This window comes from Burkholderia sp. BE12 (assembly GCF_002959955.1).
GTDB lineage: Bacteria > Pseudomonadota > Gammaproteobacteria > Burkholderiales > Burkholderiaceae > Burkholderia.
The window spans coordinates 180486-203845 of record NZ_PREY01000011.1; the positions used below are offsets into that span (position 1 = coordinate 180486).

Sequence of the window (23360 nt, forward strand, 5' to 3'; positions counted from 1 at the left end):
CGGCCCGGCCTCACGCCACTTACGAATACGGAATTCAGATGGACGACAATACTTCCGATCTCTTTGCCAGCCCCGACGCGCCCGAGAGCGACGCGTTGACGCTCGGCAACTACGCGGAACAGGCGTATCTCAGCTACGCGGTCAGCGTCGTGAAAAGCCGCGCGCTGCCCGACGTGTGCGACGGCCAGAAGCCGGTGCAGCGCCGGATCCTGTTCGCGATGAACGAAATGGGCCTCGGGCCCGACGCGAAGCCGGTGAAGTCGGCGCGCGTGGTCGGCGACGTGCTCGGTAAATACCATCCGCACGGCGACCAGTCGGCGTACGACGCGCTCGTGCGTCTCGCACAGAATTTCTCGCTGCGCTATCCGCTGATCGACGGGCAGGGCAACTTCGGCTCGCGCGACGGCGACGGCGCGGCGGCGATGCGTTACACGGAAGCGCGCCTCACGCCGATCGCGAAGCTGCTGCTCGACGAGATCGACCAGGGCACGGTCGACTTCATGCCGAACTACGACGGCTCGTTCGAGGAGCCGAAGACGCTGCCGAGCCGCATGCCGTTCGTGCTGCTGAACGGCGCGTCGGGCATCGCGGTCGGCCTGGCCACCGAAATCCCGTCGCACAACCTGCGCGAGGTCGCGGCCGCGGCGGTCGCGCTGATCCGCAATCCGAAGCTCACGCACGCGGAGCTGATGAACCTGATTCCCGGACCGGATTTCCCCGGCGGCGGCCAGATCATCTCGAGCGACACCGAAATCTCGGCGGCGTACGAAACGGGCCGCGGCAGCCTGAAGGTGCGTGCGAAGTGGAAGATCGAGGATCTCGCGCGCGGCCAGTGGCAGCTCGTCGTGACCGAGCTGCCGCCGAGCACGTCGGGCCAGAAGGTGCTCGAGGAAATCGAGGAACTGACCAACCCGAAGCTCAAGCTCGGCAAGAAGACGCTGACGCCCGAGCAGCTCAACACGAAGAAGGCGATGCTCGACCTGCTCGACGCGGTGCGCGACGAGTCGGGCAAGGAAGCGGCGGTGCGGCTCGTGTTCGAGCCGAAGTCGCGCACGATCGACCAGACGGAATTCGTGAACACGCTGCTCGCGTACACGAGCCTCGAATCGAACGCGACGCTGAACCTCGTGATGATCGGCGCCGACGGCCGGCCGGGCCAGAAGGGCCTGCTGACGATTCTCGACGAATGGGTGAAGTTCCGCCAGCTGACGATGACGCGACGCACGCGCCACCGTCTCGGCAAGGTCGACGACCGCATCCACATCCTCGAAGGGCGGATGATCGTCTTCCTGAACATCGACGAGGTGATCCGCATCATCCGCGAGTCGGACGAGCCGAAGGCCGCACTGATGAGCGCGTTCGGCCTCAGCGAGCGGCAGGCCGAGGACATCCTCGAAATCCGCCTGCGTCAATTGGCGCGGCTCGAGAAGATCAAGATCGAGAAGGAACTCGAGACGCTGCGCGACGAGAAGGCGAAGCTCGAGGAGCTGCTCGCGAACGAAAGCGCGATGAAGCGGCTGATGATCAAGGAGATCGAGGCCGATGCGAAGCAGTACGGCGACGATCGCCGCACGCTGATCCAGCAGGAAAAGCGCGCGACGTTCGAGGCGAAGGTGGTCGACGAGCCGGTGACGGTGGTCGTATCGCAGAAGGGCTGGGTGCGTGCGCTGAAGGGCCACGGGCTCGACCCGGCCGGCTTCACGTTCAAGGCGGGCGACCACCTGTACGCGGCATTCCAGTGCCGCACGCCGGATCGCCTGATCGCGTGGGGCAGCAGCGGCCGCGTGTATTCGGTCGACGTGTCGGTGCTGCCGGGCGGGCGCGGCGACGGCGTGCCGGTCACGTCGCTGATCGAGCTCGAATCGGGCTCGCACCTGATGCACTACTACGCGGCGCCGGCCGACCAGCAACTGCTGCTCGCGTCGAGCAACGGCTTCGGCTTCCTCGCGAAGGTCGGCGACATGGTGAGCCGCGTGAAGGCCGGCAAGTCGTTCATGACCATCGATGCGGGCGCGGTGCCGCTCGCGCCGATGCCGGTGCTGCCGAATGCGACGCAGGTCGCGTGTCTGTCGAGCGGCGGGCGCTTGCTCGTGTTCGGGATGGACGAGATGAAGACGCTGTCCGGCGGCGGACGCGGCGTGATCCTGATGGCGCTCGACGACAAGGAAACGCTCGTGCAGGCGCTGGCGATCGATCCGGCGGGCGTCGTGCTGATCGGCACCGGCCGCGGCGGCAAGGCGCAGGACGACACGCTGTCGTATGCCGGGCTCGCGCCGCACATCGGCAAGCGCGCACGCAAGGGCCGCGCGCCGGAGACGAAGCTCAAGGTCGTCAACGAGCTGCGGCCGCTGCTCGGCTGACGCTGCGCGGTCGCACGGTTCAGCCGCGATCGAAGGCCGCACGTCCGCTTCGGCGGGCGTGCGGCTTTTTCTTTCCGGCGCGGGATTCGGGTAAGCAAGCGTGGCGTTGACACGCGGAACTTGCAAAATAATGTGAAATCGCGCCGAGGGCCTGAACCGCGACGCGGCTGGCGGGTCGAACGTCGCTTGATGCCGCGTGCGACGCGGCCGTTCGCTGCACCCCACTCATCACAGGATCGTCCCCATGTCCCATGCCGTTGCCGTCGCGCTGTTTCTTCACCTGCTGGCCGTCGCCGTGTGGGTGGGCGGGATGGTCTTCGCGAACTTCTGCCTGCGCCCGGCGCTGTCCGACCTGTCGCCGCAGCTCCGGTTGCCGCTGATCGAAGGCGTGTTCGGTCGCTTCTTCAACTGGGTGTCCGGGGCCGTGATCGTGATCCTGCTGTCCGGCGGGTTCCTGCTGATGAGCTTCGGCGGGGCGCACGCGACCTGGTCGCTGCATGCGATGGCCGGGCTCGGCGTCGTGATGATGCTGATCTTCGGGCACATCCGCTTCGCGCTGTTCCCGCGCATTCGCCGTGCGGTGCAAGCGCAGAACTGGCCGGACGGCGCGCGCGCGGTGAACGCGGTGCGCATGCTCGTCGTCGTGAACCTCGTGCTCGGCGTCGTCACGATCGGCGCGGCCGTGCTGTCGCGCGGTTTCTGACGGGCCGGCGCCAGCTCTCGGCCACAGGCCGAAGCGCGGCGGCACGCGCCGCTACGCGGCCAGCATCGCGTCGAGCAGCCATGAACCGGCCGGCCCGAGCGGCCGGTTGCGCGACCAGACCGCATCCACCCGTACGCGGCGCGGCCAGCCGCGCGAGCGCAGCTCGCACAGGCGGTCGCGTGCGAAGTGCTCGACCATCCAGCGCGGCAGTTCCGCCCAGCCGAACCCCAGTACGGCCATCTCCAGCAGCATCAGGTAGCTCGGCGCCAGCCAGTGCTGCGTGCCGACGACGATCCGGTCGTCGGTGCCGCGGCCTTCGGTCTTCACGTACGTATTGAGGCGCAGTTCGCGCACGTCGCGCAGCGCCGCGTGCGGCACCTCGGCGTCACCGTATTCGGCGAGCGCGTGCGTGCGGCCGACGAACAGTCCGATCTCCGATTCCTCCGCCACCGTCGCCGCGCCGATATCGGCCGGGTAGGTCGCGCGCGCGGCCATCAGCCCGAGTTGCGCACGGCCTTGCTGGATCAGGTCGAGCACATCGTCGTGCTCGGCGATCTGGCATTCGAGCTCGAGTGCCGGAAAGCGCCGTTCGAGCGCCATCAACGTCTCTTCGTAGCGCTTCGACTGGTACGTATCGGACACGACGAGCGTGAGCCGCGCTTCCTCGCCGTGCGCGAGCCGGGCGGCCGTGCGGTCGATCGCCGCGCTGGCTTCGAGCGCGCGCTGCACCTGCGGCAGCAGTGCGCGCCCGGCATCGGTGAGCGTCGGCGTGCGCGTCGAGCGATCGAACAACTGCACGCCGAGATCGATTTCGAGGTTCGCGATCGCCTCCGACACGGTCGACTGACGCTTGCCGAGCTTGCGTGCGGCGGCCGTAAACGAGCCGAGCAGCGCCGCTTCGGCGAATGCGAGCAGGGCTTCCGGGGCGTGATGCATGCAATGCTCCTGGCGGCGTCATATCGGTAAAACCGATGATACCAAACTGGATTCACGCGGTCTCACCGATCAGAATGACCGACATGGATCAAGTCATGCATTGGAGAGCATCATGAAACAGACGAATAAAACGGTGACGGAACGCCTGCTGCACGCGCTGACGTTCGAACTGGTGGCGATCGCGTTGTGCGCGCCGATCGGCGCGTGGCTGCTCGACATGCCGGTGTCGCACGTCGGTGTGCTGACGGTGATGGTGTCGCTGATCGCGATGGCGTGGAACATGACCTTCAACACGCTGTTCGACCGCTTCGAGCGGCGGGCCGGGTTGACGCGCACGCTCGGCATGCGGGTCGCGCATGCGGTGACGTTCGAGCTCGGGCTCGTCGCGATGGTGGTGCCGGTTGCCGCGTGGTGGCTGAACGTGAGCCTCGTCGAGGCGCTGCTGCTCGACCTCGGCATCGTGCTGTTCTTCCTGCCTTACACGTTCTGCTTCAACCTCGCATACGACGCGCTGCGCGCCCGCTGGATGGCGCGCCGGCTCGCGGTGCAGGCCGGTTGACGGAGCCGGGTACGCCAGGCCTCGCAGGGAAGGCCGCCGCCCGTCAACGCGCGGCGGCCCACAGCCACACGCTGCATGCAACGGCGACCGCGCCGTACACGGCATAGACGGGCACCTTGAAGCGCGTGAAGCACAGCGTCGCGAAGGCGCCCGTCAGCCAGTAAATCGGGTCGGCCGGCTCGCGATGCAGGATCTTCACGACGGCGACCACGAGAAAGCCCGTCGTCGCCGCGCGCAGCAGGCGCATCCCGTGCTCGAAGCGCGAATGGCGCTTGAGCCGGAACAGGTGGTTCTGCGCGAACACGACGAGGCATCCCGACGGGATGAACAGCGCGGCGGTGGCGAGCAGCGCGCCGACCCAGCCGTCGGTCAGGTAGCCGAGAAACGGCACCACATTCAGCAACGGCCCCGGCGCGACCGGCGACAGCGCGAACGCCAGCGTGAAGTCGTGATCGGAGATGCCGGTTGCCGGCGAGACGAACAGCGTCTTGAGCACCGGCAGCGCGGAGAAGCCGCCGCCGAACAGCGTCATGCCGGCGCCCGCGAGGCGCGGCCACAGTAACTCGTCCTGGTAATCGCCGGGCAGCGGCACCGCGAACAGCAGGACGAGCACGCCGAGCAGCACGAGCAGGCCGCGGTCGCGTTTCGACAGCGTGAAATCGACCGCGTCGCGTTGCGACGGCCCCGTCAGCCAGCCCGCTGCAAATGCGGCGAACAGAATCCCGACGAAAGCGGCCGGACTATGCGCGAAAGCGAGCAGAATCGTCGATAGCGCGGCGATCGACTGTTCGAGCCGCGTGCGCGCGAGCGAGCGCAACTGCTTGACCCACGTGACGCCGATCAACGCGGCGAGCACCATCCCGAAGTGATTGATCAGCATCGGCGCCGCAAGCGAGCGCACGAGCGGCGTCTGATAGAAGATCGCGAACAGCGTCATCAGGATCGAGAACGGCAGCACGCTCGCCATGCCGGCGACCCATGCGCCCGCCCGGCCATGCAGCACCTGGCCGACCTGCACGGCGACATTGCAGCCGACGGGGCCCGGTACGAGCCACGCGAGCGCGACGAGATCGCCGAAGACGTGCGGCTCGATGCGCTGCAGCCGCTCCACGTAATGGCGTTCGAGTTGCGCCATCATCGAAAGCCCGCCCCACGAGACGGCCGAAATACCGGCGACGACCTTGAACAAGGCCCATAGGGATGCCGGTGCCTCTTCGACACGAGCGGTCGCTTCGACTTCGACGGTGGTCATGATCGTGTGGTTGGCGCGGGGCCGGATCTCTCGCGTATGGTCATGCCGGCGGCCCGCCGACACGTAGGCCCTCCCGATTGTCCGCCGCGCGTCATGACACTGCCATGCGCGAAAACGCTAGTTAATGAACTAAGCGATAGGATCGGAAAACGGAACAATTGCGGCAGCGCGCAACGCGCGCCACGGCGGCAGCGGCGCGGCGCTCAGGCGCCCGTGCTGCCGGTCGCGCGATGCGCGACGACGTTCGGATGATCGCCGCGCACGCCGAAGCGTGCGATCAGCGCGGGAATCGCATCGGCCGGCACCGGGCGCGAGAACAGGAAGCCCTGCGCCTCGATTTCGCCGAGTGCGGACAGCCACGTGATCTGCTCCTCGGTCTCCGTGCCTTCGACGACGACGGTCAACCCGAGCGAGCGCGCGAGATGCACGATCGACGACACCATCACGCACACGCTGCGATCGGTCGGAATCGCCTGCACGAACGAGCGGTCGACCTTCAGCGTGTCGACGGAGAAGCGGTGCAGGTAGGACAGCGACGAATAGCCGGTGCCGAAATCGTCGAGCGCGATCCGGATGCCGAGCTTTTTCAGCGCGACGATCTTCTCGGATACGAGTTCCGGATATTCCATCATCGCGGTTTCGGTGATCTCGAGCTCGAGCCGGTTCGCGTCGATGCCGGTGTCCTGCAGCGCCTGAGAAATCGTCTCGATCAGGTCGCCGCGCCAGAACTGCACGGGCGAGATGTTGACCGCGAGCGTCAGCGTGTCGTGGCCTTCGTCGCGCCAGTGCGCGATCTGCTCGCACGCGGTGCGGATCACGAAGTCGCCGATCGGCACGATCAGGCCGGTCGATTCGGCGATCGAAATGAATTCGTTCGCGGAGATGACGCCGTGTTCGGGATGATCCCAGCGCGCGAGCGCCTCGAAGCCGGTGATGGTGCGGTGCGTGAGGTCGATCTTCGGCTGGTACGCGAGGAACAGCTGCCCCTCGGCGAGCGCGACGCGCAATTGCTGTTCCCAGCGCATCAGGTGGTCGGCGCGGTGCGACAGATGCGGCGCATAGAACTGGTAGCAGTTCTTGCCGGCGTCCTTCGCGCTGTACATCGCGAGGTCGGCCTTTTTCAGCAGGTCGATCTCGCTTTCGTTCGCGACGGTGTGCAGCGCGATGCCGATGCTCGCATGCAGCACGAACGAACTGCCGCGTACGTCGAACGGCTCGCTGAACATCCGGATGATCGCTTCCGCGAGCCGCACCGCGCGCCGCTCGACGTCGTCGCCCTTCATCACGACCACGAACTCGTCGCCGCCGATGCGCGCGAGCGAGCCTTCGTCGTCGACCGCATCGGCCAGGCGCGACGCGGTCATCTGCAGCACGATGTCGCCGGCGTTGTGGCCGAGCGTGTCGTTGACGGTCTTGAAGTTGTCGAGATCGATGAACAGCAGGCCGAGCCGCGACAGGCTCGCGGGCATCGACACGTCGTTGCGCAGCCCGCGCAGCGTCGCATAGCGGTTCGCGAGGCCGGTGAGCAGGTCGTATTCGGCGAGCTGCGTCATTTCGCGCTCGCGGCCGAGCAGCTTGCCGATCAGCCCCGTCGCGACGCCGAAGAACGCGAGCATCGCGAGCGTGATGAAGCTCGTCATCAGCAGGTAGACGTTGCGCGTGTGGTAGTAGTCCGCGAACTCCTCCGTCTGCGACAGCCCGACCATCACCGCGAGCGGGTAGCCGTCGAGGTGGCGGTACGACACGATGCGCGTCACGCCGTCGATCGGATCGATGATCGTGCCCGTCACGCGCTCCGCGATCGGGTAGACGCCCGAGGCCGAAAACGCGCCCGGAGCGTTGCTCACCGAACCCGTGCGCCGTGCGAGCACCGCGCCCGTGTCGGATACGACCGAGATCACGCCTTCCTTGCCGATGGCCGCGTTGTTGTAGAAATCGTTCGTGAAGTAGCTCGGGTCTTCCGACACCACGACGATGCCCGCGAAGCTGCCGTCCGGGTTGTTCAGGCGCCGCGTCATCTGCAGCGTCCAGTGGCTCGACACGCGGCCGAGCACGGGCTTGCTGATGAAGAGGCGGTCGTCGTTGTGCGCGAGGTGAACCTTGAAGTGCTCGCGGTCGGAGAGGTTGATCGGCTGCGGATGGAGCTCGGCGGTGTTCGCGAACAGGATGCCCTTCGCGTTGACGAGCGACACCTGGATCAGCGTGTCGCTCGGCACGACGCCTTTCTCGACGGCGCTCGCGAGATTGAAGCGCGCCGGCGATTTCTCGAATTCGAACTTGACGAAGCGGGTGATCTGGTCGACCTGGTGGATCGCCTTGACCGTATGCTGCTCGAGCGCGGACGACAGGATCGCCGCGGAGGCCGCCGCTTCCTTGTAGGCGCTGTCCTTTTCAACGGACAGACGCGCGATGATCACGGCCCACAGCAGCGCGAGCGCCAGCATCCCGAGCAGCGGGATGGCAAACAGCGCACGCCGGCGCGATTTGCGCGGCGCGCGCAGCGGCCGGTTCGGCGGCGTGTGGTTGGACCGGGCGGAGCTCATCGAAGAGGGCGGCGTCCTGCTCGCGTGCGCCATCCGTCTGGATGGCCGGCTATGGTTCGGATTGTCCCGACGTCTGTTCGTTCGCGGGACGCGCAACCATGGACAGACCTCCGAAACAACGGATTAGGCCCGATATTACTGGCTGGAACGTTTTTGCGATAGTTGGGCAAAGCGTAGGGCGCCGGACGAGCCGGCGCCATCGCACATCGCGAAATGTCAGGCGGGCGACCGGAACGTGCCGTCGACGACCGTGACGACGTGGCCGCCGATCCAGGTCGTGCCGTCTTCGTCGTAGCTGACGAAAATGCGGCCGTCGCGGCCGATCGCCGTGCCCTGGCGGGCCGTGTACGACGGGCCGGGGCGGCGATCCTGGCGCGTCAGCAACCCGGCGAGCGCGGCGTTCGCGCTGCCGGTGACGGGATCCTCGCCGGGGGTGCCGAACTTGTCGCCCGTCATCAGGCAGCGAATCTCGAACGTCGCGGGGCCGCCTTCGGCGTGCGGCGCGTAGGCGGCCACGCCGTGCACGCCGTAGCGGTGGGTAAGCGCCGCGAGCGCGGCCGGATCGGGCGACAGGCCGATGCACGCGTCGGCCGACTTCAGCCGCACGACGAGCCACGGCGCGCCGTTGTCCACCGCGCACGGCTCGGCGTCCAGGTCGAGCGCGTCGCTGCGCAGCGCGGCGGCCAGTACCGCGTAGTCCGAACGGTCGAGCGGCGTGACGCGCGCCGGCGGCGCGGCGAACGCCCAGCCGCCGGCCTGCTCGCGCAGCGCGACCCGGCCGACCCCGCACTGCTGGATCAGCCGGCCCGGCGTGCGCGGCCGCGCGCCGCTTTCCAGGAACGCATGCGCGGTGCCGAGCGTCGGGTGGCCGGCGAACGGCAGTTCGCCGCCCGTCGTGAAGATCCGCACGCGATAGTCGGCTTGCGGATCGGTCGGCGTGCAGAGGAACGTCGTTTCCGACAGGTTCGTCCAGCGGGCGATCTCGAGCATGGCGTCGTCGCCGAGCGCATCGGCGTCGAACACCACGGCAAGCGGATTGCCCTTGAACGGCACCGACGTGAACACGTCGACCTGCTTGAAACGAACGAGACGGCCAGGCATCGCGATGTGCCCCGTTACGCGACTTCGGCGATCAGTTCGATCTCGACGCACGCGCCGAGCGGGATCTGCGCGACGCCGAACGCCGAGCGCGCATGCTTGCCCGCGTCGCCGAACACTTCGGCGATCAGCTCCGATGCGCCGTTCGTCACGACGTGCTGTTCGGTGAAGTCGAGCGTCGAGTTGACGAGGCTCATCAGCTTGACGATGCGCGTGACCTTGTTCAGGTCGCCGGTGTGCGCGTGCAGCGTCGCGAGCAGGTCGATCGCGATCGAGCGGGCGGCCGCCTTGCCGTCTTCCGTTTGCAGATCCGCACCGAGCTTGCCGACCCAGACCTTGCCGTCCTTCTTCGCGATGTGGCCCGACAGGTAGACCGTGTTGCCGCTTTGCGCGCTCATCACGTAGGCGGCAGCCGGTGCGCCGGCGTTCGGGAGCTCGATGCCGAGCGACTTCAGTTTGTCGTAGACGTTAGCCATGCGTTCGATTCCTCGTAGAGAGTCGTGACAGGGAAAAAGGGGATCAGAGGCGCTCGCGCAGCAGCTTGCCGAGACGCGCGACGCCTTCCTCGATCTTCTCGGGCGGCACCGTCACGAACGACAGGCGCAGCGTGTTCTGCTGCGCGTTCTCCGCGAAGAACGGCGCGCCCGGCACGAAGGCGACGTGGTTGTCGACGGCCGCGGCGAGCAGCTTCATGCTGTCGATCTGCGCGGGCAGGTTTACCCAGATGAACATCCCGCCTTCCGGGCGGTTCCAGGTGACGCCTTCCGGCATGTGGCGCGTGAGCGCGCCGAGCATCGCGTCGCACTGCGCGCTGTACAGCTCGCGGATCGTCGGGATGTGCTCGTCGAGGAAGCCGTCCTTGATCACTTCGTGCGCGATGCGCTGCGTGATCGTCGGCGTGTGCAGGTCGGTGGCCTGCTTGGCCTGCACGAGCTTGAAGTGGAGTTCCTCGGGCGCGATGATGTAGCCGATCCGCAGGCCCGGCGCGAGCACCTTCGAGAACGTGCCGAGGTGCACGACGTGGTCGGGCGCCATCGACAGCATCGTCGGCAGCGGCTCGCCCTGGTAGTTCAGCGCGCCGTACGGATCGTCTTCCAGCACCGGGAACGGGCTCGACTGCGCGAACGCGGCGAGCGCGCGGCGGCGCTCGACGGGCAGGCGGCGGCCGGTCGGGTTCTGGAAGTTCGGCTGCGCGTACAGCAGGCGCGCGCCTTGCGTGAGTTCGGGCGTGAGACCTTCCGGCAGCAGGCCCTGCTCGTCGGTGGGCACCTGCACGTAGCGCGGCTCGTACAGCGAGAACGATTGCAGCGCGCCGAGGTAGGTCGGCGTTTCGACGAGGATCGGGCTGTTCGGGTCGATCAGCGCCTTGCCGAGCAGGTCGAGTGCCTGCTGCGAGCCGGTCGTGATCAGCACCTGCGACACGCGCACGCCGTAGCGTTCGGCGATCCACTCGCGCAGCGGCAGGTAGCCTTCGGTCGCGCTGTACTGGAGCGCGGCGGCCGGCGCATCGCGCAGCACGCGGTCGGCGGCGGCGCGCATGCGTTCCGCCGGGAACGTCGCGGGGGCGGGCAGGCCGCCGGCGAACGAGATGACCTCGGGGCGCTCCGTGACCTTCAGGATCTCGCGGATCGCAGAGCTCGTCAGCTTGCGGGCGCGTTCGGAAAGCTGCCAGTGCGGCGGGTGCAGGTCGCTCGGATTCATAGTCTCCTCGTTCGGATATCGTGGTCAGTCAAGAAAGGTCGTTCGGGCGGATCGCTTCGACGCTGCCGGGTGGGCGAACGCGAGTGCGATCGAGCCTTCGCGGCTGGGTGGGCAAAACCGATCAGGCAAAACGGTCATTATGGCGCACCTGTTCAGCCGGCGCGAGCCGGTTGCGCGGTCGTGGCGACCGCCGAGCGGCGCCCGAGTACCACGGTCGCGATCACGGCGGCCGCGAACAGCCACGTCGACGACGTGACCGTTTCGCCGAACAGCAGCGCGGAAAAGGCGATCGTGAAGAAAATCTGCAGCAGTTGCACCTGGCCGACGCGCGCGGTGCCGCCCATCGCGAGTCCCGCATACCACGCGAAAAAGCCGATGAATTGCGAAAAGAGGGTCACGTAGCCGAACGCGAGCCACGTGCGCAGCGCGAGCGGGCCCGGATGCGCGGCGTGCTGCATCCACGCGAGCCAGCCGACCGGCAGCACGAGGAACGGCGCCGACACGACGAGCGCCCAGCAGATCACCTGCCAGCCGCCGATCTGGCGCGCGAGGCGCGCGCCTTCCGCATAGCCGAGCGCGCCGATGCCGACCGCGACGAGCATCAGCGCGTCGCCGGCCTGCACGGTGCCGCCGCCGTCGCGCAGCGCGAACGCGATCACGAGCGCGCTGCCGGCCACCGCGCTGACCCAGAACGCCTTCGACGGCCGTTCGTGCGACAGCCATGCCGCATACAGCGCGACGAACAACGGCTGCAACCCGTTGACCACCGCGCCGTGCGACGCCGGCACCGATTTCATCGCCCAGGCCGAGAACACCGGATACGCGATGATCACGCCGGCCGACGTGATCGCGAGGCTTTTCAGTTGCGCGCGCGTCGGCAGCGCCTCGCGGCGCCACCACAGCAGCAGGGCTGCCGGCACGGCGGCGGCGAGCGCGCGGCCGAGCCCGTTGAGCAGCGGGTTGAGTTCGGATACGACGATCCGCGTCATCGGCAGCGTCAGGCTGAAAATCATCACGCCGATGAGGCCGAGCAGCATGCCCCGGGTTTCGCGCGAATTCATGTCGTGGGTGTCTCCGTCTTGCAGGGTGGTCGTGATCGGGCGGGCGTTCAGCGCAGCGTGCGCGGGCCCTGCGGCGTGTCGAATTCGGCGACGAGCGCCGGCGGACCGTCGGTCGGTTCGACGTCGAGCAGGTGAGCGGCGCCGAGCCAGTCGAGCTGCTCGCGGATCGTATCCGCGCGCGGGTGGGTGCCCTTGAGCGCTTTCAGCGCGATGCCGTCGCCGGGCAGCGATTCGGCCGGATGGCGTGGGCTGTCCCACTGGATCAGCGACGGCACGAGGCCGTCGCCTGCGTCTTGCCAGGCGGGGAAGCTGCCGTCGTCGGGCACCGTGAGGCCCCAGCTCAGGTCGCCGCGTTGCATCGCGACGACGGGCGCGATACGAGCCGGATACTGGCGCTGCCACAGCGCAAGCTGGCGCGGGCGGTCGACGCGCGCGACCCAGTGCGCGAGAAACGGGCCCTGCGCGAGCCGCGCGTGGATCGCCGGATCGTCGAGGCCGAACAGCCGCGCGCGCGGCGGCTTCGCCCCGTCGTCCGGCGCGGCCGCATCGGGATCGATCGCGATCACTTCGAGGTAGAGCCCGCCCCACGCGCCGAACAGCGCATTGTGGGTCCGCATCAGCGGGTGGCGGCCGCCGCCGGCCGGTTCGATGCCAAGTGCGTCGGCGACATGGCGCACGCCTTCGTCGAGGGTGCGCGCGGCAATCACGAGATGGTCGAGTGTCAGGGAGCGAGCAGGCATGAACGTGGGTCGGGAAACGAAAGTGTCATGGTAGGCGGGCGACGAGCCGGGCGGCGGCCGGACCGGCCGCGGTACGAGCCGTAATACGGGCCGGCGCCCCAGCGCCTGGTGCGGCGGGGCGCGAACGGCGGCCGCACGATCGCCATTCCGGTCAACTGTAATCGTCGCTACCGGCACAGTAACGGTACAATCGGCGCGATAGCCTTCGGTACAGTTGGAGCTGCCGCCCATGTCCACCGTCCCACTCGCCCAGATTCCCGCGCCGCACGACACGGCCACGCTCACGCTCGTCGACCAGCTGGTCCAGTGGGCGCGGCGGCGCATCGACGAACGCGTGTTCCGTCCCGGCATGCGCATGCCGTCGATCCGCAAGCTCGCGCTCGACAAGAGCGTGTCGCGCTTCACCGTCGTCGAGGCCTACGAGCGCCTCGTTGCGCAGGGCTACCTCGACTCGCGGCGCGGCTCCGGCTTCTACGTGCGCGAGCGCACGGGCGCCGGGCCGCAGCCGGCCGACAGCGTCGCGCGCGTGGCCGAGGCCGCGCCCGTGCACAACACGATCGACGTCGTCTGGCTGCTGCGCAACATGCTGCACACCGTCAGCCCGGAGAAGGGGCCGGGCCTTGGCTACCTGCCGGGCCGCTGGCTCGACGGCGAGCTGATCACCGGGGCGCTGCGCGCGCTCGGGCGCCAGTCGGGCGCGCAGATGCTCGGCTTCGGCACCGCGCAGGGCTTCCTGCCGCTGCGCCAGCAACTGCAGACGCGCCTCGCCGAAGTCGAGATCGGCGCGAAGCCCGAACAGATCGTGCTGGTTTCCGGCATCACGCAGGCCATCGACCTGATTTCGCGGATCTACATGCGGCCGGGCGATGCGGTGATCGTCGGCGATCCCGCGTGGTTCCAGATGTTCGGCCGTTTCGCGGCGCAGGGCGCACAACTCGTCGGGATGCCGTATACGCCCGACGGCCCCGATCTCGACGCGCTCGAAACCCTGGTGCAGATGTGGCGGCCGAAGATGCTCGTGATCAACTCGGTGCTGCAGAACCCGACCGGCACGTCGCTGTCGGCCGCGCAGGCGTTCCGGATCCTGAAGCTCGCGGAGGCCTACGATTTCCTCGTGGTCGAGGACGACGTGTACGGCGATCTGTGTCCGCCCAGCTATCCGGCCACGCGCCTCGCGAGCCTCGACCAGTTGAAGCGCGTGATCTATCTCGGCAGCTATTCGAAGACGCTCGCGGCGAACTTGCGGGTCGGGTACGTGGCCTGCGCGCCGGAGATCGCGAAGGCGGTCACCGACCAGAAGATGCTGGTCGGGATGACGACGCCCGAGCTCAACGAACGCGTGCTGTACAAGATCCTGACCGAAGGGCATTACCGGCGCCACGTCGAGCGGCTGCGCGCGCGGCTCGACGGCGTGCGCGACAAGACCGCTCGGATGCTCGAGCGCACGGGGCTCGGGCTCTTCACGATGCCGGCGGCGGGGATGTTCCTGTGGGCCGACACGGGCGTCGATTCGGACGCGCTCGCGGCGGTCGCGCACGAAGCCGGCTTCCTGCTGACGCCGGGCAGCCTGTTCTCGCCGCAGCAGTCGCCGTCCACGTGGATGCGCTTCAACGTCGCGAACTGCGGCGATCCGGCGCTGCCGGGGCTGCTGGCGCGCTATATCGACTCGGCGGCGCGGCGCGCGTCCTGACGCGGCGCGGCGGGCTCTTGAAATGCCGCGTGCCGTCCCCAGATAGGCGCGCAAACCGCCGGCGCCAGGCGGTCGTCCTTCGTGGGGCCGCCGGCATCGCGCGCCGGGCGCCGGCGTTACCCCTTTTCAGTTCAAGTAAGAGGAAACAATATCCATGGCACATGAAACGATGAGCTTTCAGGCAGAGGTCAAGCAACTCCTCCACCTGATGATCCATTCGCTCTACAGCAACAAGGAAATCTTCCTGCGCGAACTGGTGTCGAATGCGTCCGACGCAGCCGACAAGCTGCGTTTCGAAGGGCTCGCGGACAACGCGCTGTACGAGAACGATCCGAACCTGCGCATCCGCATCGGCTACGACAAGGCCGCGCGCACGATCACGATCGACGACAACGGCATCGGCATGAGCCGCGACGAGGCGATCGCGAACCTCGGCACGATCGCGCGTTCGGGCACCAAGGAATTCTTCACGAAGCTGTCCGGCGACCAGCAGAAGGACGCGGCGCTGATCGGCCAGTTCGGCGTGGGCTTCTACTCGGGCTTCATCGTCGCGGACAGGATCACCGTCGAAACGCGCCGCGCGGGCCTGCCGGCGAGCGAAGCCGTGCGTTGGGAAAGCGCCGGCGAGGGCGATTTCACGATCGACGCGATCGAGCGCGCGCAGCGCGGCACGACGATCACGCTGCACCTGCGCGAAGGCGAGGACGACCTGCTGTCGTCGCACCGCCTGAAGTCGATCGTCCAGAAGTACTCCGACCACATCGCGCTGCCGATCCTGATGCAGAAGGAAGAGTGGGATCAGGAAAAGGGCGAGATGGTCCTGAAGGACGAGGACGAGACCGTCAACCAGGCGAGCGCGCTGTGGACGCGTTCGAAGAGCGACGTCACCGACGAGCAGTACACGCAGTTCTACCAGCACATCGCGCACGATCATCAGGATCCGCTCACGTGGACCCACAACCGCGTCGAGGGCCGCAGCGAATACACGCAGCTGCTGTTCGTGCCGGCGCACGCGCCGTTCGACCTGTGGAACCGCGACTATCGCGGCGGCCTGAAGCTGTACGTGAAGCGCGTGTTCATCATGGACGACGCCGAGCAGTTGCTGCCGCAATACCTGCGCTTCGTGAAGGGCGTGGTCGATTCGGCCGACCTGCCGCTGAACGTGTCGCGCGAGATCCTGCAGGAAAGCCGTGACGTGAAGGCGATCCGCGAAGGCGTGACCAAGCGCGCGCTGTCCATGCTCGAGGAACTCGCGAACGCGGAAGAGGATGCCGGCAAGGAGAAGTACAAGACGTTCTGGGGCGCGTTCGGCCAGGTGCTGAAGGAAGGCCTCGGCGAGGACCACGCGAACCGCGAACGCATCGCGAAGCTGCTGCGCTTCGCGTCGACGCACGGCGACACCGACGCGCAGGACGTGTCGCTCGCCGACTACGTGTCGCGCATGAAGCCCGAGCAGAGCAAGATCTACTACGTGACCGCCGATACGTGGCAGGCCGCGAAGAACAGCCCGCATCTGGAAGTGTTCCGCAAGAAGGGCGTCGAGGTGCTGCTGCTGACCGACCGCGTCGACGAATGGATGCTGTCGTTCCTGCACGAATTCGACGGCAAGCCGCTCGCGAGCGTGGCCCGCGGCGATCTCGATCTCGGCGAGCTGAACGACGAGGAGAAGAAGGCGCAGGAGCAGGCCGGCGAGGCGATCAAGCCGGTCGTCGAGAAGATGAAGGAAGCGCTCGGCGACAAGGTGAAGGAAGTGCGCGTCACGTTCCGTCTGACCGATTCGCCGTCGTGCCTCGTCGCGGACGACAACGACATGAGCGGCTACCTGCAGCGGATGCTGAAGGCCGCCGGCCAGAACGCGCCTGCGATGCAGCCGATCCTCGAGATCAATCCGGAGCATGCGCTCGTGAAGCAGCTGAATGCCGACAGCGCCGATTTCGGCGACTGGTGCCATCTGCTGTTCGATCAGGCGCTCTTGGCCGAAGGCGGCATGCTCGACGATCCGGCGAGCTTCGTGAAGCGGACCAACGCGCTGCTGCTGTCGCGCGCCGCGTGAACGTGCGCATGCGATTCGACGGCGCTCGGGCCGGCTGGCGCGAGACGCCGCGGCCTGGCTGCACGCTCGACCAGCGCGACTGGCTGACGCGCGGCGGATCGCTGACCGCGCATCTCGCGCGGCTCGGCCGCGTGAACGTGCGCGTGACGCGCGAGGCCGTCGACCGTGCGTGGTTCGACGAGCCGGATGCACTCGCCAGTTCGCCGCGCGCGCCGATGTGGGTGCGCGAGGTGATCCTGTCGGTCGACGGCACGCCGTACGTCGCCGCGCACAGCATTGCGCCGCTCGCGGCCAGCAAGGGCGTGTGGCAGGCGATGCGGCGGCTGCGTACGCGGCCGCTCGCGGAGCTGCTGTACAGCGATCCGCAGGTCGAGCGCTCGGCGCTCGTGAGCCGGCGCGTGATCGCCGGTCATCCGCTGTATGCGCTCGCGAGCCATGCATTGCAGGGCGCGCGTGCGCCGCATGCGTTTGCCGCGCGGCGCTCCGTGTTCCAGCGTCACGGCAAGCCGCTGATGGTCACCGAGTGCATGCTGCCGGCGCTGTGGCGCCATCTCGATGCGTACGGCGATGGGCCGCGATCGGTCGGGCCGCACGGAAGCGCGTGATGTTGCAAGGCTTTCCGCCGGTCGTCGCGCCGAATACGCACACGATGATTCTCGGCAGCTTTCCGGGCGAGGCGTCGCTCGACGCCGCGCAGTACTACGCGCATCCGCGCAACCAGTTCTGGCGACTGCTCGGCGCGGTGCTCGGCGAGCCGACGCTGCATGAACTGCCGTACGACGCGCGGCTCGAGCGCGTGCTGTCGCACGGCATCGGCATCTGGGACGTCCTCGATGCGTGCCACCGGCAGGGCAGTCTCGATTCGGCGATCCGGAACGCAAAGCCGAACGACTTCGATTCGCTGCGCGAGCATGCGCCGTTGCTGAAGCGCGTGTGCTTCAACGGCAAGACGGCAGGGCGATTCGCCGACGTGATCGGCCAGGCCGGGTACGAAACGCTCGTGCTGCCTTCGTCGAGCCCGGCGAATGCGATGCTGTCGTTCGAGCAGAAGCTGGCGTGTTGGCGCGAGATTCTTTCCAGCCGGCTTCCATAGCAATCGCTTTCCTGCTGATCGCGCACCGCAAGGCTCGTCACCGTCCGATGGTCGTCGGTCTCGAACAGCGCGACATATTCCGACGCACCGAACGGAATGATCGATTCCCGCAGAAACGGCACGGGGAAACCGCAGGTCGACGTGGACCATTGCCGCTCGTCAAGTCCAGCAAATTCGATGCTTTCGTTTGAACAGAAGCAGGTGATATGGCGCGGACTGCGCTTCCGAGACTCGCCGGATTTCGAGTATTCGGTGAAGCAGTATCAGGTGGGCGGTAGCAGATGTTTGAGTCGAGATACGGTTTCAACGAGCTCGGTCGTAAGCCCGACCAACTCGGCCGTCAAACTCGCTGGGAGATCTATGTTGCCCTCGTATCCGGCCGCGTTACGCCGCCGATGGCAGGTATCGAGCACGCGCCACTTTTCGGTTGGCCATCCGATCGTGTGTTCGAGGCACTGAAAAACCAGGTATCTGTCGTCACTCCGATATCCATGAGCCCGCAACGCGGCGCGTGATGCGGCGTGAGCAGCGTCGTAGGCGAGAATGAACTGGCTTTCCGTTGCCATTGCGCTACTGCTTGTGACGGTGTCGAGCAAGGTTCGAGCGAGGCCAAGCAGATGCTCGAATTCGCTGCGGTTCGCCGGGAAAGGTTTTAGTTTTCCAATGCGTACGAGGTTATCCAATCTGTTCGATGTCATCCTCGATTCCTATAACCATAAGCTTCGGCTGGCGCAGCACTTCCGCAAGAAATGGATGATTGTTGCGCTTCCGTTCGAGAAACTCGCCGGGAATGTACTGGGTAATCTGGATCGCCCGGCCGAGCTGCCGTTCAGCCGGCTCGAGTGCGGCCATGATTTGTCCATAGCTGAGGGTCTCACTGACCAACATAATGTCGACATCACTGCCTGCGTGGTCGCTGCCTTGGGCAACCGAGCCGTACACAAAGGCGAGTTTTATCTCTGAAGCCAGCGATGACAGCGCTTCGCGGAGTACCTCGACGACCCCGAAAGTTTTGAGCACGATGAGCCGCAGCTCGCTGAAAATGGGGCTGCCTGCGAAGGCCCGTACCTGTTTGAGATTGGCGATGCGTCGGGTTTCGATGAGCCCGCCTTTTTCGAGGCGATTCAATTCGCGCTGGACGCTGGCGCTGCCCAGATTCGTCAGCCGAATCAACTCCTTGACGTGAAACCACTGTTCGGGCCGCCCAAACAGGCAGGCCAGAATGGGTTGCTGTGCGTTGGAGAAAAGGGCGTCGCCGAGCTTGGTCATAGGTTGCGATGTTAGCACGATCGAGCCAAAAATTAGCACGATCGAGCCGGATTTTGGCTCGGGCGATTCGTGCTTGATGCCGATGTCGGCCGTCCGCGGCGCTCAATCGTCCTTGCCCCATCGCCACCGCGGTTTCTCGCCCTTGATCCAGCACACCGCGGTCAGTAGTGCGACCAGCACCACGATGCACGCGCCGAACGCAACCGGCGAGCGTTGCGGCGGCAGCAGCGACGCGCTCGCGACAATTCCGATCGCGAACAGCAGCAGTACGACCCAGCCCTGCCATGCCACTGGCAAACCCCATCCCCATCCGTAGCGTTTCGCCGGAAACCAGATATTCCTGTCGTTCGACCTCATGGTGTCCCCTCATCGTCTGCCGGTTGTGGCGAGGATGGTCCCGTGAGCCGGCGTGGCGCTGACGATAGCGCATCGCTTCGCAAAAGCGGCCAGCTCCGTCAGCGAGCTTCCTTCCGTGTGGTTGCCTTGCATTATCGTGCACGCCGCTCACGGCGTGCGAATGGATCGCGGGCGCACAACGGCCGGGCGGGCTCCGACCGTTCGTCCTCCCACCAATGCTATCCTCTCGTCCGCTCATCCAGCGTCACCCCAGCGAGATTCAATCATCATGACCCGACTGATCAAGCGCGCGTCCGCCGAGGCGCGCGCGTTCAAGCAACGCAAGGCGTCCGCCTACAACGGCTCCGAAAAGCTCCAGCCGCCGCGCGTGAAGCGCCGCCCGGACATCGACGAACACGACGACGTGCCGGTGCTCGAAGCGCCGCGCAAGCCGCGCTTCGCGCCCGTCACGTTCTCCGAAGAGGGCGGCGTGCGTTTCCTGCATTTCGGCACCGAATGGGTGCAGGGCGCGATGCGGATCTCGAAGCCGCTGCATATCGAGCTCGAATACGCGCAGCAGATGATGGCGTGGCTGCTGTTCCTCGAAACGCCCGAGCGGATCGTCCAGCTCGGCCTCGGCACCGGCGCGCTGACCAAGTTCTCGCATCGATTCCTGCCGCACGCGAAGGTCGAGGCCGTCGAGCTGAACCCGGCCGTGATCGTCGCCGCGCGCACGATGTTCGCGCTGCCGCCGGACGACGCGCGCCTCGCCGTGCACGAAGCCGACGCGTGGGATTTCGTCAACGATCCGGCCAACCGCGGCACGACCGGCGCGATTCAGATCGACCTGTACGACGCGACCGCGCGCGGCCCCGTGCTCGACAGTGTCGCGTTCTACCGCGCGGTGCGCGGCTGCCTCGCCGATGCCGGCATCGCGACGATCAACCTGTTCGGCGATCATCCGAGCTTCGTGCGCAACATGAAGCACCTGAACGCGGCGTTCGATCACCGCGTGATCGCGCTGCCCGAAGTGCACGACGGCAACCGGATCGCGATCGCGTTTTCGGGCCCCGCGCTCGACGTGCCGTTCGCGCAGCTCGACGCCCGCGCGAAGCTGATCGAGGACACGCTGAAGCTGCCCGCGCGCAAGTGGGTGAAAGCTTTGAAAGCAACGACCGGCGCGCGCGACGCGGCGTTCGCGATCTGACGCCGGATGCATCGGCGACAGGCCGGTGCAACCCGCGACAAGGGGCGGATCACCTCGGGTTCGCCCCTGCTTGACCGCGTGCTCGCGGCTCCTATACTGGCGCGAAGCCAGGGGCGCCGCAGCCTACCCGTTTTGCTGCTCCTCTCGCTGCCGTACCCGCTCAACAAGATCGATAACCGGGATAGAAGAGGAGACGTCATGGCTCACGATGCCGACGCCAACCGGACCGCCAAGCGCTGGCTCTGGCTGCTGGTACTGCCGCTGATCGCGATGGTCTGGGTGCCGTCGTACAGCAAGATCGAACCGCAATGGTTCGGTTTTCCGTTTTTCTACTGGTACCAGTTGCTTTGGGTCTTCATCAGCGCGGTGATTACCGCGTTCGTGTATTTCAAGACCAAGAACGCGTGGAAGGCGAGCGGCACGCAAGGAGGTGCGCAATGAATCTCGGCGCGACCTTCGTCTTCGTCCTGCTGTTCATCGGCGTCACGATCATCGGTTTCCTGGCCGCGAACTGGCGGCGCGGCGATCTTGCCCATCTCGACGAATGGGGCCTCGGCGGACGCCGCTTCGGCACGGTCGTCACGTGGTTCCTGCTCGGCGGCGATCTCTACACGGCCTACACGTTCGTCGCGGTGCCCGCGCTCGTGTTCGGCGCCGGCGCGATGGGCTTCTTCGCGCTGCCGTACACGATCCTGATCTATCCGTTCGCGTTCGTCGTGTTCCCGAAGCTGTGGAGCATCGCGAAGCGGCACGGCTACGTCACGGCCGCCGATTTCGTCAACGCGCGCTACGGCAGCCGGATGCTCGCACTCGCGATCGCGGTGACGGGCATCCTCGCGACGATGCCGTACATCGCGCTGCAGCTCGTCGGCATCGAGGTGGTGATCGGCGCGCTCGGTTTCGACACGACCGGCTTCGTCGGCGACCTCCCGCTGATCATCGCGTTCGCGATCCTCGCCGCCTACACGTACACGTCGGGGCTGCGCGCCCCCGCGATGATCGCGATCGTGAAGGACGTGCTGATCTACATCACGATCGCCGCCGCGGTCATCGTGATCCCCGCGAAGCTCGGCGGCTTCGGGCACATCTTCGCCGCGGTGCCGCCCGCGAAGCTGCTGCTGAAGGCACCCGACGCGGCGAGCCTGAACGGCTACAGCGCGTATGCGACGCTCGCGATCGGCTCGGCGCTCGCGCTGTTCCTGTATCCGCACTCGGTCACGGCGATCCTGTCGTCGTCGTCGGGCAACTCGATCCGCCGCAACATGGCGATGCTGCCCGCGTACTCGTTCGTGCTCGGCCTGCTGGCGCTGCTCGGCTACATGGCGCTCGCCTCCGGCGTGAAGGACATGCCGCAGTACGCGCCGTACTTCAAGGCGTTCGGCCCGAACTTCGCGGTGCCCGCGCTGTTCCTCGAGTACTTCCCGTCGTGGTTCGTCGGCGTCGCGTTCGCGGCGATCGGCATCGGCGCGCTGGTGCCGGCGGCGATCATGTCGATCGCGGCCGCGAACCTGTACACGCGCAATATCCACCGCGAATTCGTGAACCGCAACATGTCGCACGACCAGGAGACGCACGTCGCGAAGCTCGTGTCGCTGATCGTGAAGGTCGGCGCGGTGGCGTTCATCCTCGGGTTGCCGCTGACCTACGCGATCCAGTTGCAACTGCTCGGCGGGATCTGGATCATCCAGACGCTGCCGGCGATCGTGCTCGGCCTGTACACGCGCGTGCTCGACCATCGCGGCTTGCTGGCCGGCTGGGCGGCCGGCATCGTCTGCGGTACGTGGATGGCGATCTCGCTGAAGCTGGCCACTTCGATCTTCACGATCCACCTGTTCGGCCTCGCGATCCCCGGCTATGCGGCCGTGTGGTCGCTGGTCGTGAACCTGGTGGTGTCGGTGGCGGTGAGCGTGCTGGTGCGCGTGATGGGCATGGCGCATGCGGAGGATCGCACGCGGCCGGAGGATTATCTCGACGTCGTCGAGGGTTGAGACGGGCCGTGCGCGGCGGCGTGCCGCGCACGCGCCGGGCAGCAACGAAAACGCCCGCCACCGCAAGGTGGCGGGCGTTTCATTTGCGTCAGCCCTGCGCGCGTTTCGCGAGATCCTCGCGCTGCGACAGATCCTCGACGTTGACCATCCAGTGCACGCCGAAACGGTCCTTCGCCATCCCGAAGCCGAGCGCCCAGAACGTCTTGCCGAACGGCATCGTCACTTCGCCGCCGTCGGCGAGCGCATTGAACAGCTTCTGGCCTTCGTCGACCGTCGCCGGGTTCAGCGACAGCGAATAGCCGGCGTGCGCGGCGCCGGCAGGCTGGCTGCAATCGCCGTCCGAGCACATGATCATCGAGTCGCCGATCGTGAAGCTCGCGTGCATCACCTTGTCGCTCATTTCCGGCGACATCGGGTAATCGGGATTCGGCGGTGCGTCCTTGAAGTGCATCTTGAACATCGTTTTCGCGCCGAGTGCCTTTTCGTAGAACTGAAGGGCTTCGTCGGCACGACCGTAGAACGTCAGGTACGGTTGAACTTGCATCGTTGTCTCCTGGGATGAGCCGTGCCGGCGCGTCGGCGCTGGCTTGGCGTCGTGCAAGACTGACTGGGAAAGGGGCACATCGGGAGGCGGCCGCCGCACCCGTGACGTGGATTGTAGTGCGCGCGCTTGACGATGGAATGAAAAATAAAAACGGCCGCGAACATCACGTTCGCGGCCGTTTGCAGCGCGCGTGCCGACGGCTACCGCCAGTCGTGCTGACAGCAACT

22 protein-coding genes are annotated in these 23360 nt (G+C 66.8%); 10 read left to right on the forward strand and 12 right to left on the reverse strand.

What is annotated here, in order from left to right; genetic code table 11:
• Positions 1–38: 38 nt before the first annotated feature.
• Positions 39–2360: a DNA topoisomerase IV subunit A gene (gene parC, locus C4B30_RS15015; protein WP_027785084.1), complete on the forward strand. Its 2322-nt coding sequence runs from the start codon at positions 39–41 to the stop codon at positions 2358–2360.
• Positions 2361–2604: 244 nt separating this feature from the next.
• Positions 2605–3063, forward strand: a complete 459-nt coding sequence (locus C4B30_RS15020) for a CopD family protein (protein ID WP_027785083.1) — start codon at positions 2605–2607, stop codon at positions 3061–3063.
• Between the two features lie 51 nt (positions 3064–3114).
• Here the strand turns inward: C4B30_RS15020 and C4B30_RS15025 are convergent, their stop codons facing one another.
• Complete coding sequence (locus C4B30_RS15025; protein WP_027785082.1) at positions 3115–3999, reverse strand: LysR family transcriptional regulator; 885 nt, start codon at positions 3997–3999, stop codon at positions 3115–3117.
• Positions 4000–4111: 112 nt separating this feature from the next.
• On the opposite strand from C4B30_RS15025, the gene C4B30_RS15030 reads away from it, so the two are divergent.
• Entirely contained in the window at positions 4112–4558 is a 447-nt protein-coding gene (locus C4B30_RS15030; protein ID WP_027785081.1) for a multidrug/biocide efflux PACE transporter, read from the forward strand.
• Between the two features lie 43 nt (positions 4559–4601).
• On the opposite strand, the gene C4B30_RS15035 is transcribed toward C4B30_RS15030, so the two are convergent.
• From C4B30_RS15035 to C4B30_RS15070, 7 genes are all read right to left on the reverse strand, one after another.
• Positions 4602–5810 carry a chromate transporter gene (locus C4B30_RS15035; RefSeq protein ID WP_027785080.1) on the reverse strand — a complete coding sequence of 403 codons (1209 nt, stop codon included), beginning with the start codon at positions 5808–5810 and terminating at the stop codon, positions 4602–4604.
• Positions 5811–6013: 203 nt separating this feature from the next.
• On the reverse strand, positions 6014–8353 hold the full coding sequence (locus tag C4B30_RS15040) for a bifunctional diguanylate cyclase/phosphodiesterase (protein WP_027785079.1): 2340 nt from the start codon (positions 8351–8353) through the stop codon (positions 6014–6016).
• A gap of 216 nt (positions 8354–8569) precedes the next feature.
• Complete coding sequence (locus C4B30_RS15050) at positions 8570–9454, reverse strand: PhzF family phenazine biosynthesis protein (RefSeq protein WP_027785078.1); 885 nt, start codon at positions 9452–9454, stop codon at positions 8570–8572.
• A 14-nt stretch (positions 9455–9468) separates the two neighbouring features.
• Entirely contained in the window at positions 9469–9927 is a 459-nt protein-coding gene (locus C4B30_RS15055) for a RidA family protein (RefSeq protein ID WP_027785077.1), read from the reverse strand.
• A gap of 43 nt (positions 9928–9970) precedes the next feature.
• Complete coding sequence (locus tag C4B30_RS15060) at positions 9971–11152, reverse strand: aminotransferase-like domain-containing protein (protein ID WP_027785076.1); 1182 nt, start codon at positions 11150–11152, stop codon at positions 9971–9973.
• Positions 11153–11304: 152 nt separating this feature from the next.
• Complete coding sequence (locus tag C4B30_RS15065) at positions 11305–12213, reverse strand: DMT family transporter (RefSeq protein ID WP_027785075.1); 909 nt, start codon at positions 12211–12213, stop codon at positions 11305–11307.
• A 47-nt stretch (positions 12214–12260) separates the two neighbouring features.
• On the reverse strand, positions 12261–12953 hold the full coding sequence (locus C4B30_RS15070; protein WP_027785074.1) for a VOC family protein: 693 nt from the start codon (positions 12951–12953) through the stop codon (positions 12261–12263).
• A gap of 229 nt (positions 12954–13182) precedes the next feature.
• On the opposite strand from C4B30_RS15070, the gene C4B30_RS15075 reads away from it, so the two are divergent.
• The 4 genes from C4B30_RS15075 (at position 13183) to C4B30_RS15090 (ending at position 17789) form a co-directional block, all read left to right on the forward strand.
• Positions 13183–14643 carry an aminotransferase-like domain-containing protein gene (locus tag C4B30_RS15075; RefSeq protein ID WP_027785073.1) on the forward strand — a complete coding sequence of 487 codons (1461 nt, stop codon included), beginning with the start codon at positions 13183–13185 and terminating at the stop codon, positions 14641–14643.
• 154 nt (positions 14644–14797) lie between these two features.
• Positions 14798–16696, forward strand: a complete 1899-nt coding sequence (gene htpG / locus C4B30_RS15080) for a molecular chaperone HtpG (RefSeq protein WP_027785072.1) — start codon at positions 14798–14800, stop codon at positions 16694–16696.
• Between the two features lie 8 nt (positions 16697–16704).
• Positions 16705–17301 carry a chorismate--pyruvate lyase family protein gene (locus tag C4B30_RS15085; protein WP_027785071.1) on the forward strand — a complete coding sequence of 199 codons (597 nt, stop codon included), beginning with the start codon at positions 16705–16707 and terminating at the stop codon, positions 17299–17301.
• Entirely contained in the window at positions 17301–17789 is a 489-nt protein-coding gene (locus C4B30_RS15090; protein WP_027785070.1) for a DNA-deoxyinosine glycosylase, read from the forward strand. Before C4B30_RS15085 ends, C4B30_RS15090 begins: the two co-directional genes overlap by 1 nt.
• A 263-nt stretch (positions 17790–18052) precedes the next feature.
• Here the strand turns inward: C4B30_RS15090 and C4B30_RS15100 are convergent, their stop codons facing one another.
• The 3 genes from C4B30_RS15100 to C4B30_RS15110 all read right to left on the reverse strand — a co-directional run bounded on the left by C4B30_RS15100 (position 18053) and on the right by C4B30_RS15110 (position 19415).
• Positions 18053–18487: a hypothetical protein gene (locus C4B30_RS15100; RefSeq protein ID WP_080681356.1), complete on the reverse strand. Its 435-nt coding sequence runs from the start codon at positions 18485–18487 to the stop codon at positions 18053–18055.
• Positions 18465–19058, reverse strand: a complete 594-nt coding sequence (locus C4B30_RS15105; RefSeq protein WP_027785069.1) for a nucleotidyltransferase domain-containing protein — start codon at positions 19056–19058, stop codon at positions 18465–18467. The genes C4B30_RS15100 and C4B30_RS15105 overlap by 23 nt, the downstream gene beginning before the upstream one ends.
• A 102-nt stretch (positions 19059–19160) precedes the next feature.
• A complete protein-coding gene (locus C4B30_RS15110; protein WP_027785068.1) occupies positions 19161–19415 on the reverse strand; it encodes a DUF5336 domain-containing protein in 255 nt (84 codons plus the stop codon).
• A gap of 268 nt (positions 19416–19683) precedes the next feature.
• On the opposite strand from C4B30_RS15110, the gene C4B30_RS15115 reads away from it, so the two are divergent.
• The 3 genes from C4B30_RS15115 (at position 19684) to mctP (ending at position 22589) form a co-directional block, all read left to right on the forward strand.
• Positions 19684–20601, forward strand: a complete 918-nt coding sequence (locus tag C4B30_RS15115; RefSeq protein ID WP_027785067.1) for a spermidine synthase — start codon at positions 19684–19686, stop codon at positions 20599–20601.
• Positions 20602–20799: 198 nt separating this feature from the next.
• On the forward strand, positions 20800–21042 hold the full coding sequence (locus C4B30_RS15120) for a DUF3311 domain-containing protein (protein ID WP_027785066.1): 243 nt from the start codon (positions 20800–20802) through the stop codon (positions 21040–21042).
• Positions 21039–22589, forward strand: a complete 1551-nt coding sequence (gene mctP / locus C4B30_RS15125; RefSeq protein ID WP_027785065.1) for a monocarboxylate uptake permease MctP — start codon at positions 21039–21041, stop codon at positions 22587–22589. Before C4B30_RS15120 ends, mctP begins: the two co-directional genes overlap by 4 nt.
• 88 nt (positions 22590–22677) lie before the next feature.
• On the opposite strand, the gene C4B30_RS15130 is transcribed toward mctP, so the two are convergent.
• On the reverse strand, positions 22678–23133 hold the full coding sequence (locus C4B30_RS15130) for a VOC family protein (protein ID WP_027785064.1): 456 nt from the start codon (positions 23131–23133) through the stop codon (positions 22678–22680).
• Between the last annotated feature and the right edge of the window lie 227 nt (positions 23134–23360).

Coding starts and splice junctions, on each gene's coding strand:
- htpG (WP_027785072.1), top strand. CDS start 14,798: ATGGCACATGAAACGATGAGCTTTCAGGCAGAGGTCAAGCAACTCCTC.
- C4B30_RS15075 (WP_027785073.1), top strand. CDS start 13,183: ATGTCCACCGTCCCACTCGCCCAGATTCCCGCGCCGCACGACACGGCC.
- C4B30_RS15105 (WP_027785069.1), bottom strand. CDS start 19,058: ATGACCAAGCTCGGCGACGCCCTTTTCTCCAACGCACAGCAACCCATT.
- mctP (WP_027785065.1), top strand. CDS start 21,039: ATGAATCTCGGCGCGACCTTCGTCTTCGTCCTGCTGTTCATCGGCGTC.
- C4B30_RS15035 (WP_027785080.1), bottom strand. CDS start 5,810: ATGACCACCGTCGAAGTCGAAGCGACCGCTCGTGTCGAAGAGGCACCG.
- C4B30_RS15120 (WP_027785066.1), top strand. CDS start 20,800: ATGGCTCACGATGCCGACGCCAACCGGACCGCCAAGCGCTGGCTCTGG.
- C4B30_RS15055 (WP_027785077.1), bottom strand. CDS start 9,927: ATGGCTAACGTCTACGACAAACTGAAGTCGCTCGGCATCGAGCTCCCG.
- C4B30_RS15030 (WP_027785081.1), top strand. CDS start 4,112: ATGAAACAGACGAATAAAACGGTGACGGAACGCCTGCTGCACGCGCTG.
- C4B30_RS15115 (WP_027785067.1), top strand. CDS start 19,684: ATGACCCGACTGATCAAGCGCGCGTCCGCCGAGGCGCGCGCGTTCAAG.
- C4B30_RS15085 (WP_027785071.1), top strand. CDS start 16,705: ATGCGATTCGACGGCGCTCGGGCCGGCTGGCGCGAGACGCCGCGGCCT.
- C4B30_RS15090 (WP_027785070.1), top strand. CDS start 17,301: ATGTTGCAAGGCTTTCCGCCGGTCGTCGCGCCGAATACGCACACGATG.
- C4B30_RS15050 (WP_027785078.1), bottom strand. CDS start 9,454: ATGCCTGGCCGTCTCGTTCGTTTCAAGCAGGTCGACGTGTTCACGTCG.
- C4B30_RS15130 (WP_027785064.1), bottom strand. CDS start 23,133: ATGCAAGTTCAACCGTACCTGACGTTCTACGGTCGTGCCGACGAAGCC.
- C4B30_RS15025 (WP_027785082.1), bottom strand. CDS start 3,999: ATGCATCACGCCCCGGAAGCCCTGCTCGCATTCGCCGAAGCGGCGCTG.
- C4B30_RS15060 (WP_027785076.1), bottom strand. CDS start 11,152: ATGAATCCGAGCGACCTGCACCCGCCGCACTGGCAGCTTTCCGAACGC.
- C4B30_RS15040 (WP_027785079.1), bottom strand. CDS start 8,353: ATGAGCTCCGCCCGGTCCAACCACACGCCGCCGAACCGGCCGCTGCGC.
- C4B30_RS15110 (WP_027785068.1), bottom strand. CDS start 19,415: ATGAGGTCGAACGACAGGAATATCTGGTTTCCGGCGAAACGCTACGGA.
- C4B30_RS15100 (WP_080681356.1), bottom strand. CDS start 18,487: ATGACATCGAACAGATTGGATAACCTCGTACGCATTGGAAAACTAAAA.
- parC (WP_027785084.1), top strand. CDS start 39: ATGGACGACAATACTTCCGATCTCTTTGCCAGCCCCGACGCGCCCGAG.
- C4B30_RS15020 (WP_027785083.1), top strand. CDS start 2,605: ATGTCCCATGCCGTTGCCGTCGCGCTGTTTCTTCACCTGCTGGCCGTC.
- C4B30_RS15065 (WP_027785075.1), bottom strand. CDS start 12,213: ATGAATTCGCGCGAAACCCGGGGCATGCTGCTCGGCCTCATCGGCGTG.
- C4B30_RS15070 (WP_027785074.1), bottom strand. CDS start 12,953: ATGCCTGCTCGCTCCCTGACACTCGACCATCTCGTGATTGCCGCGCGC.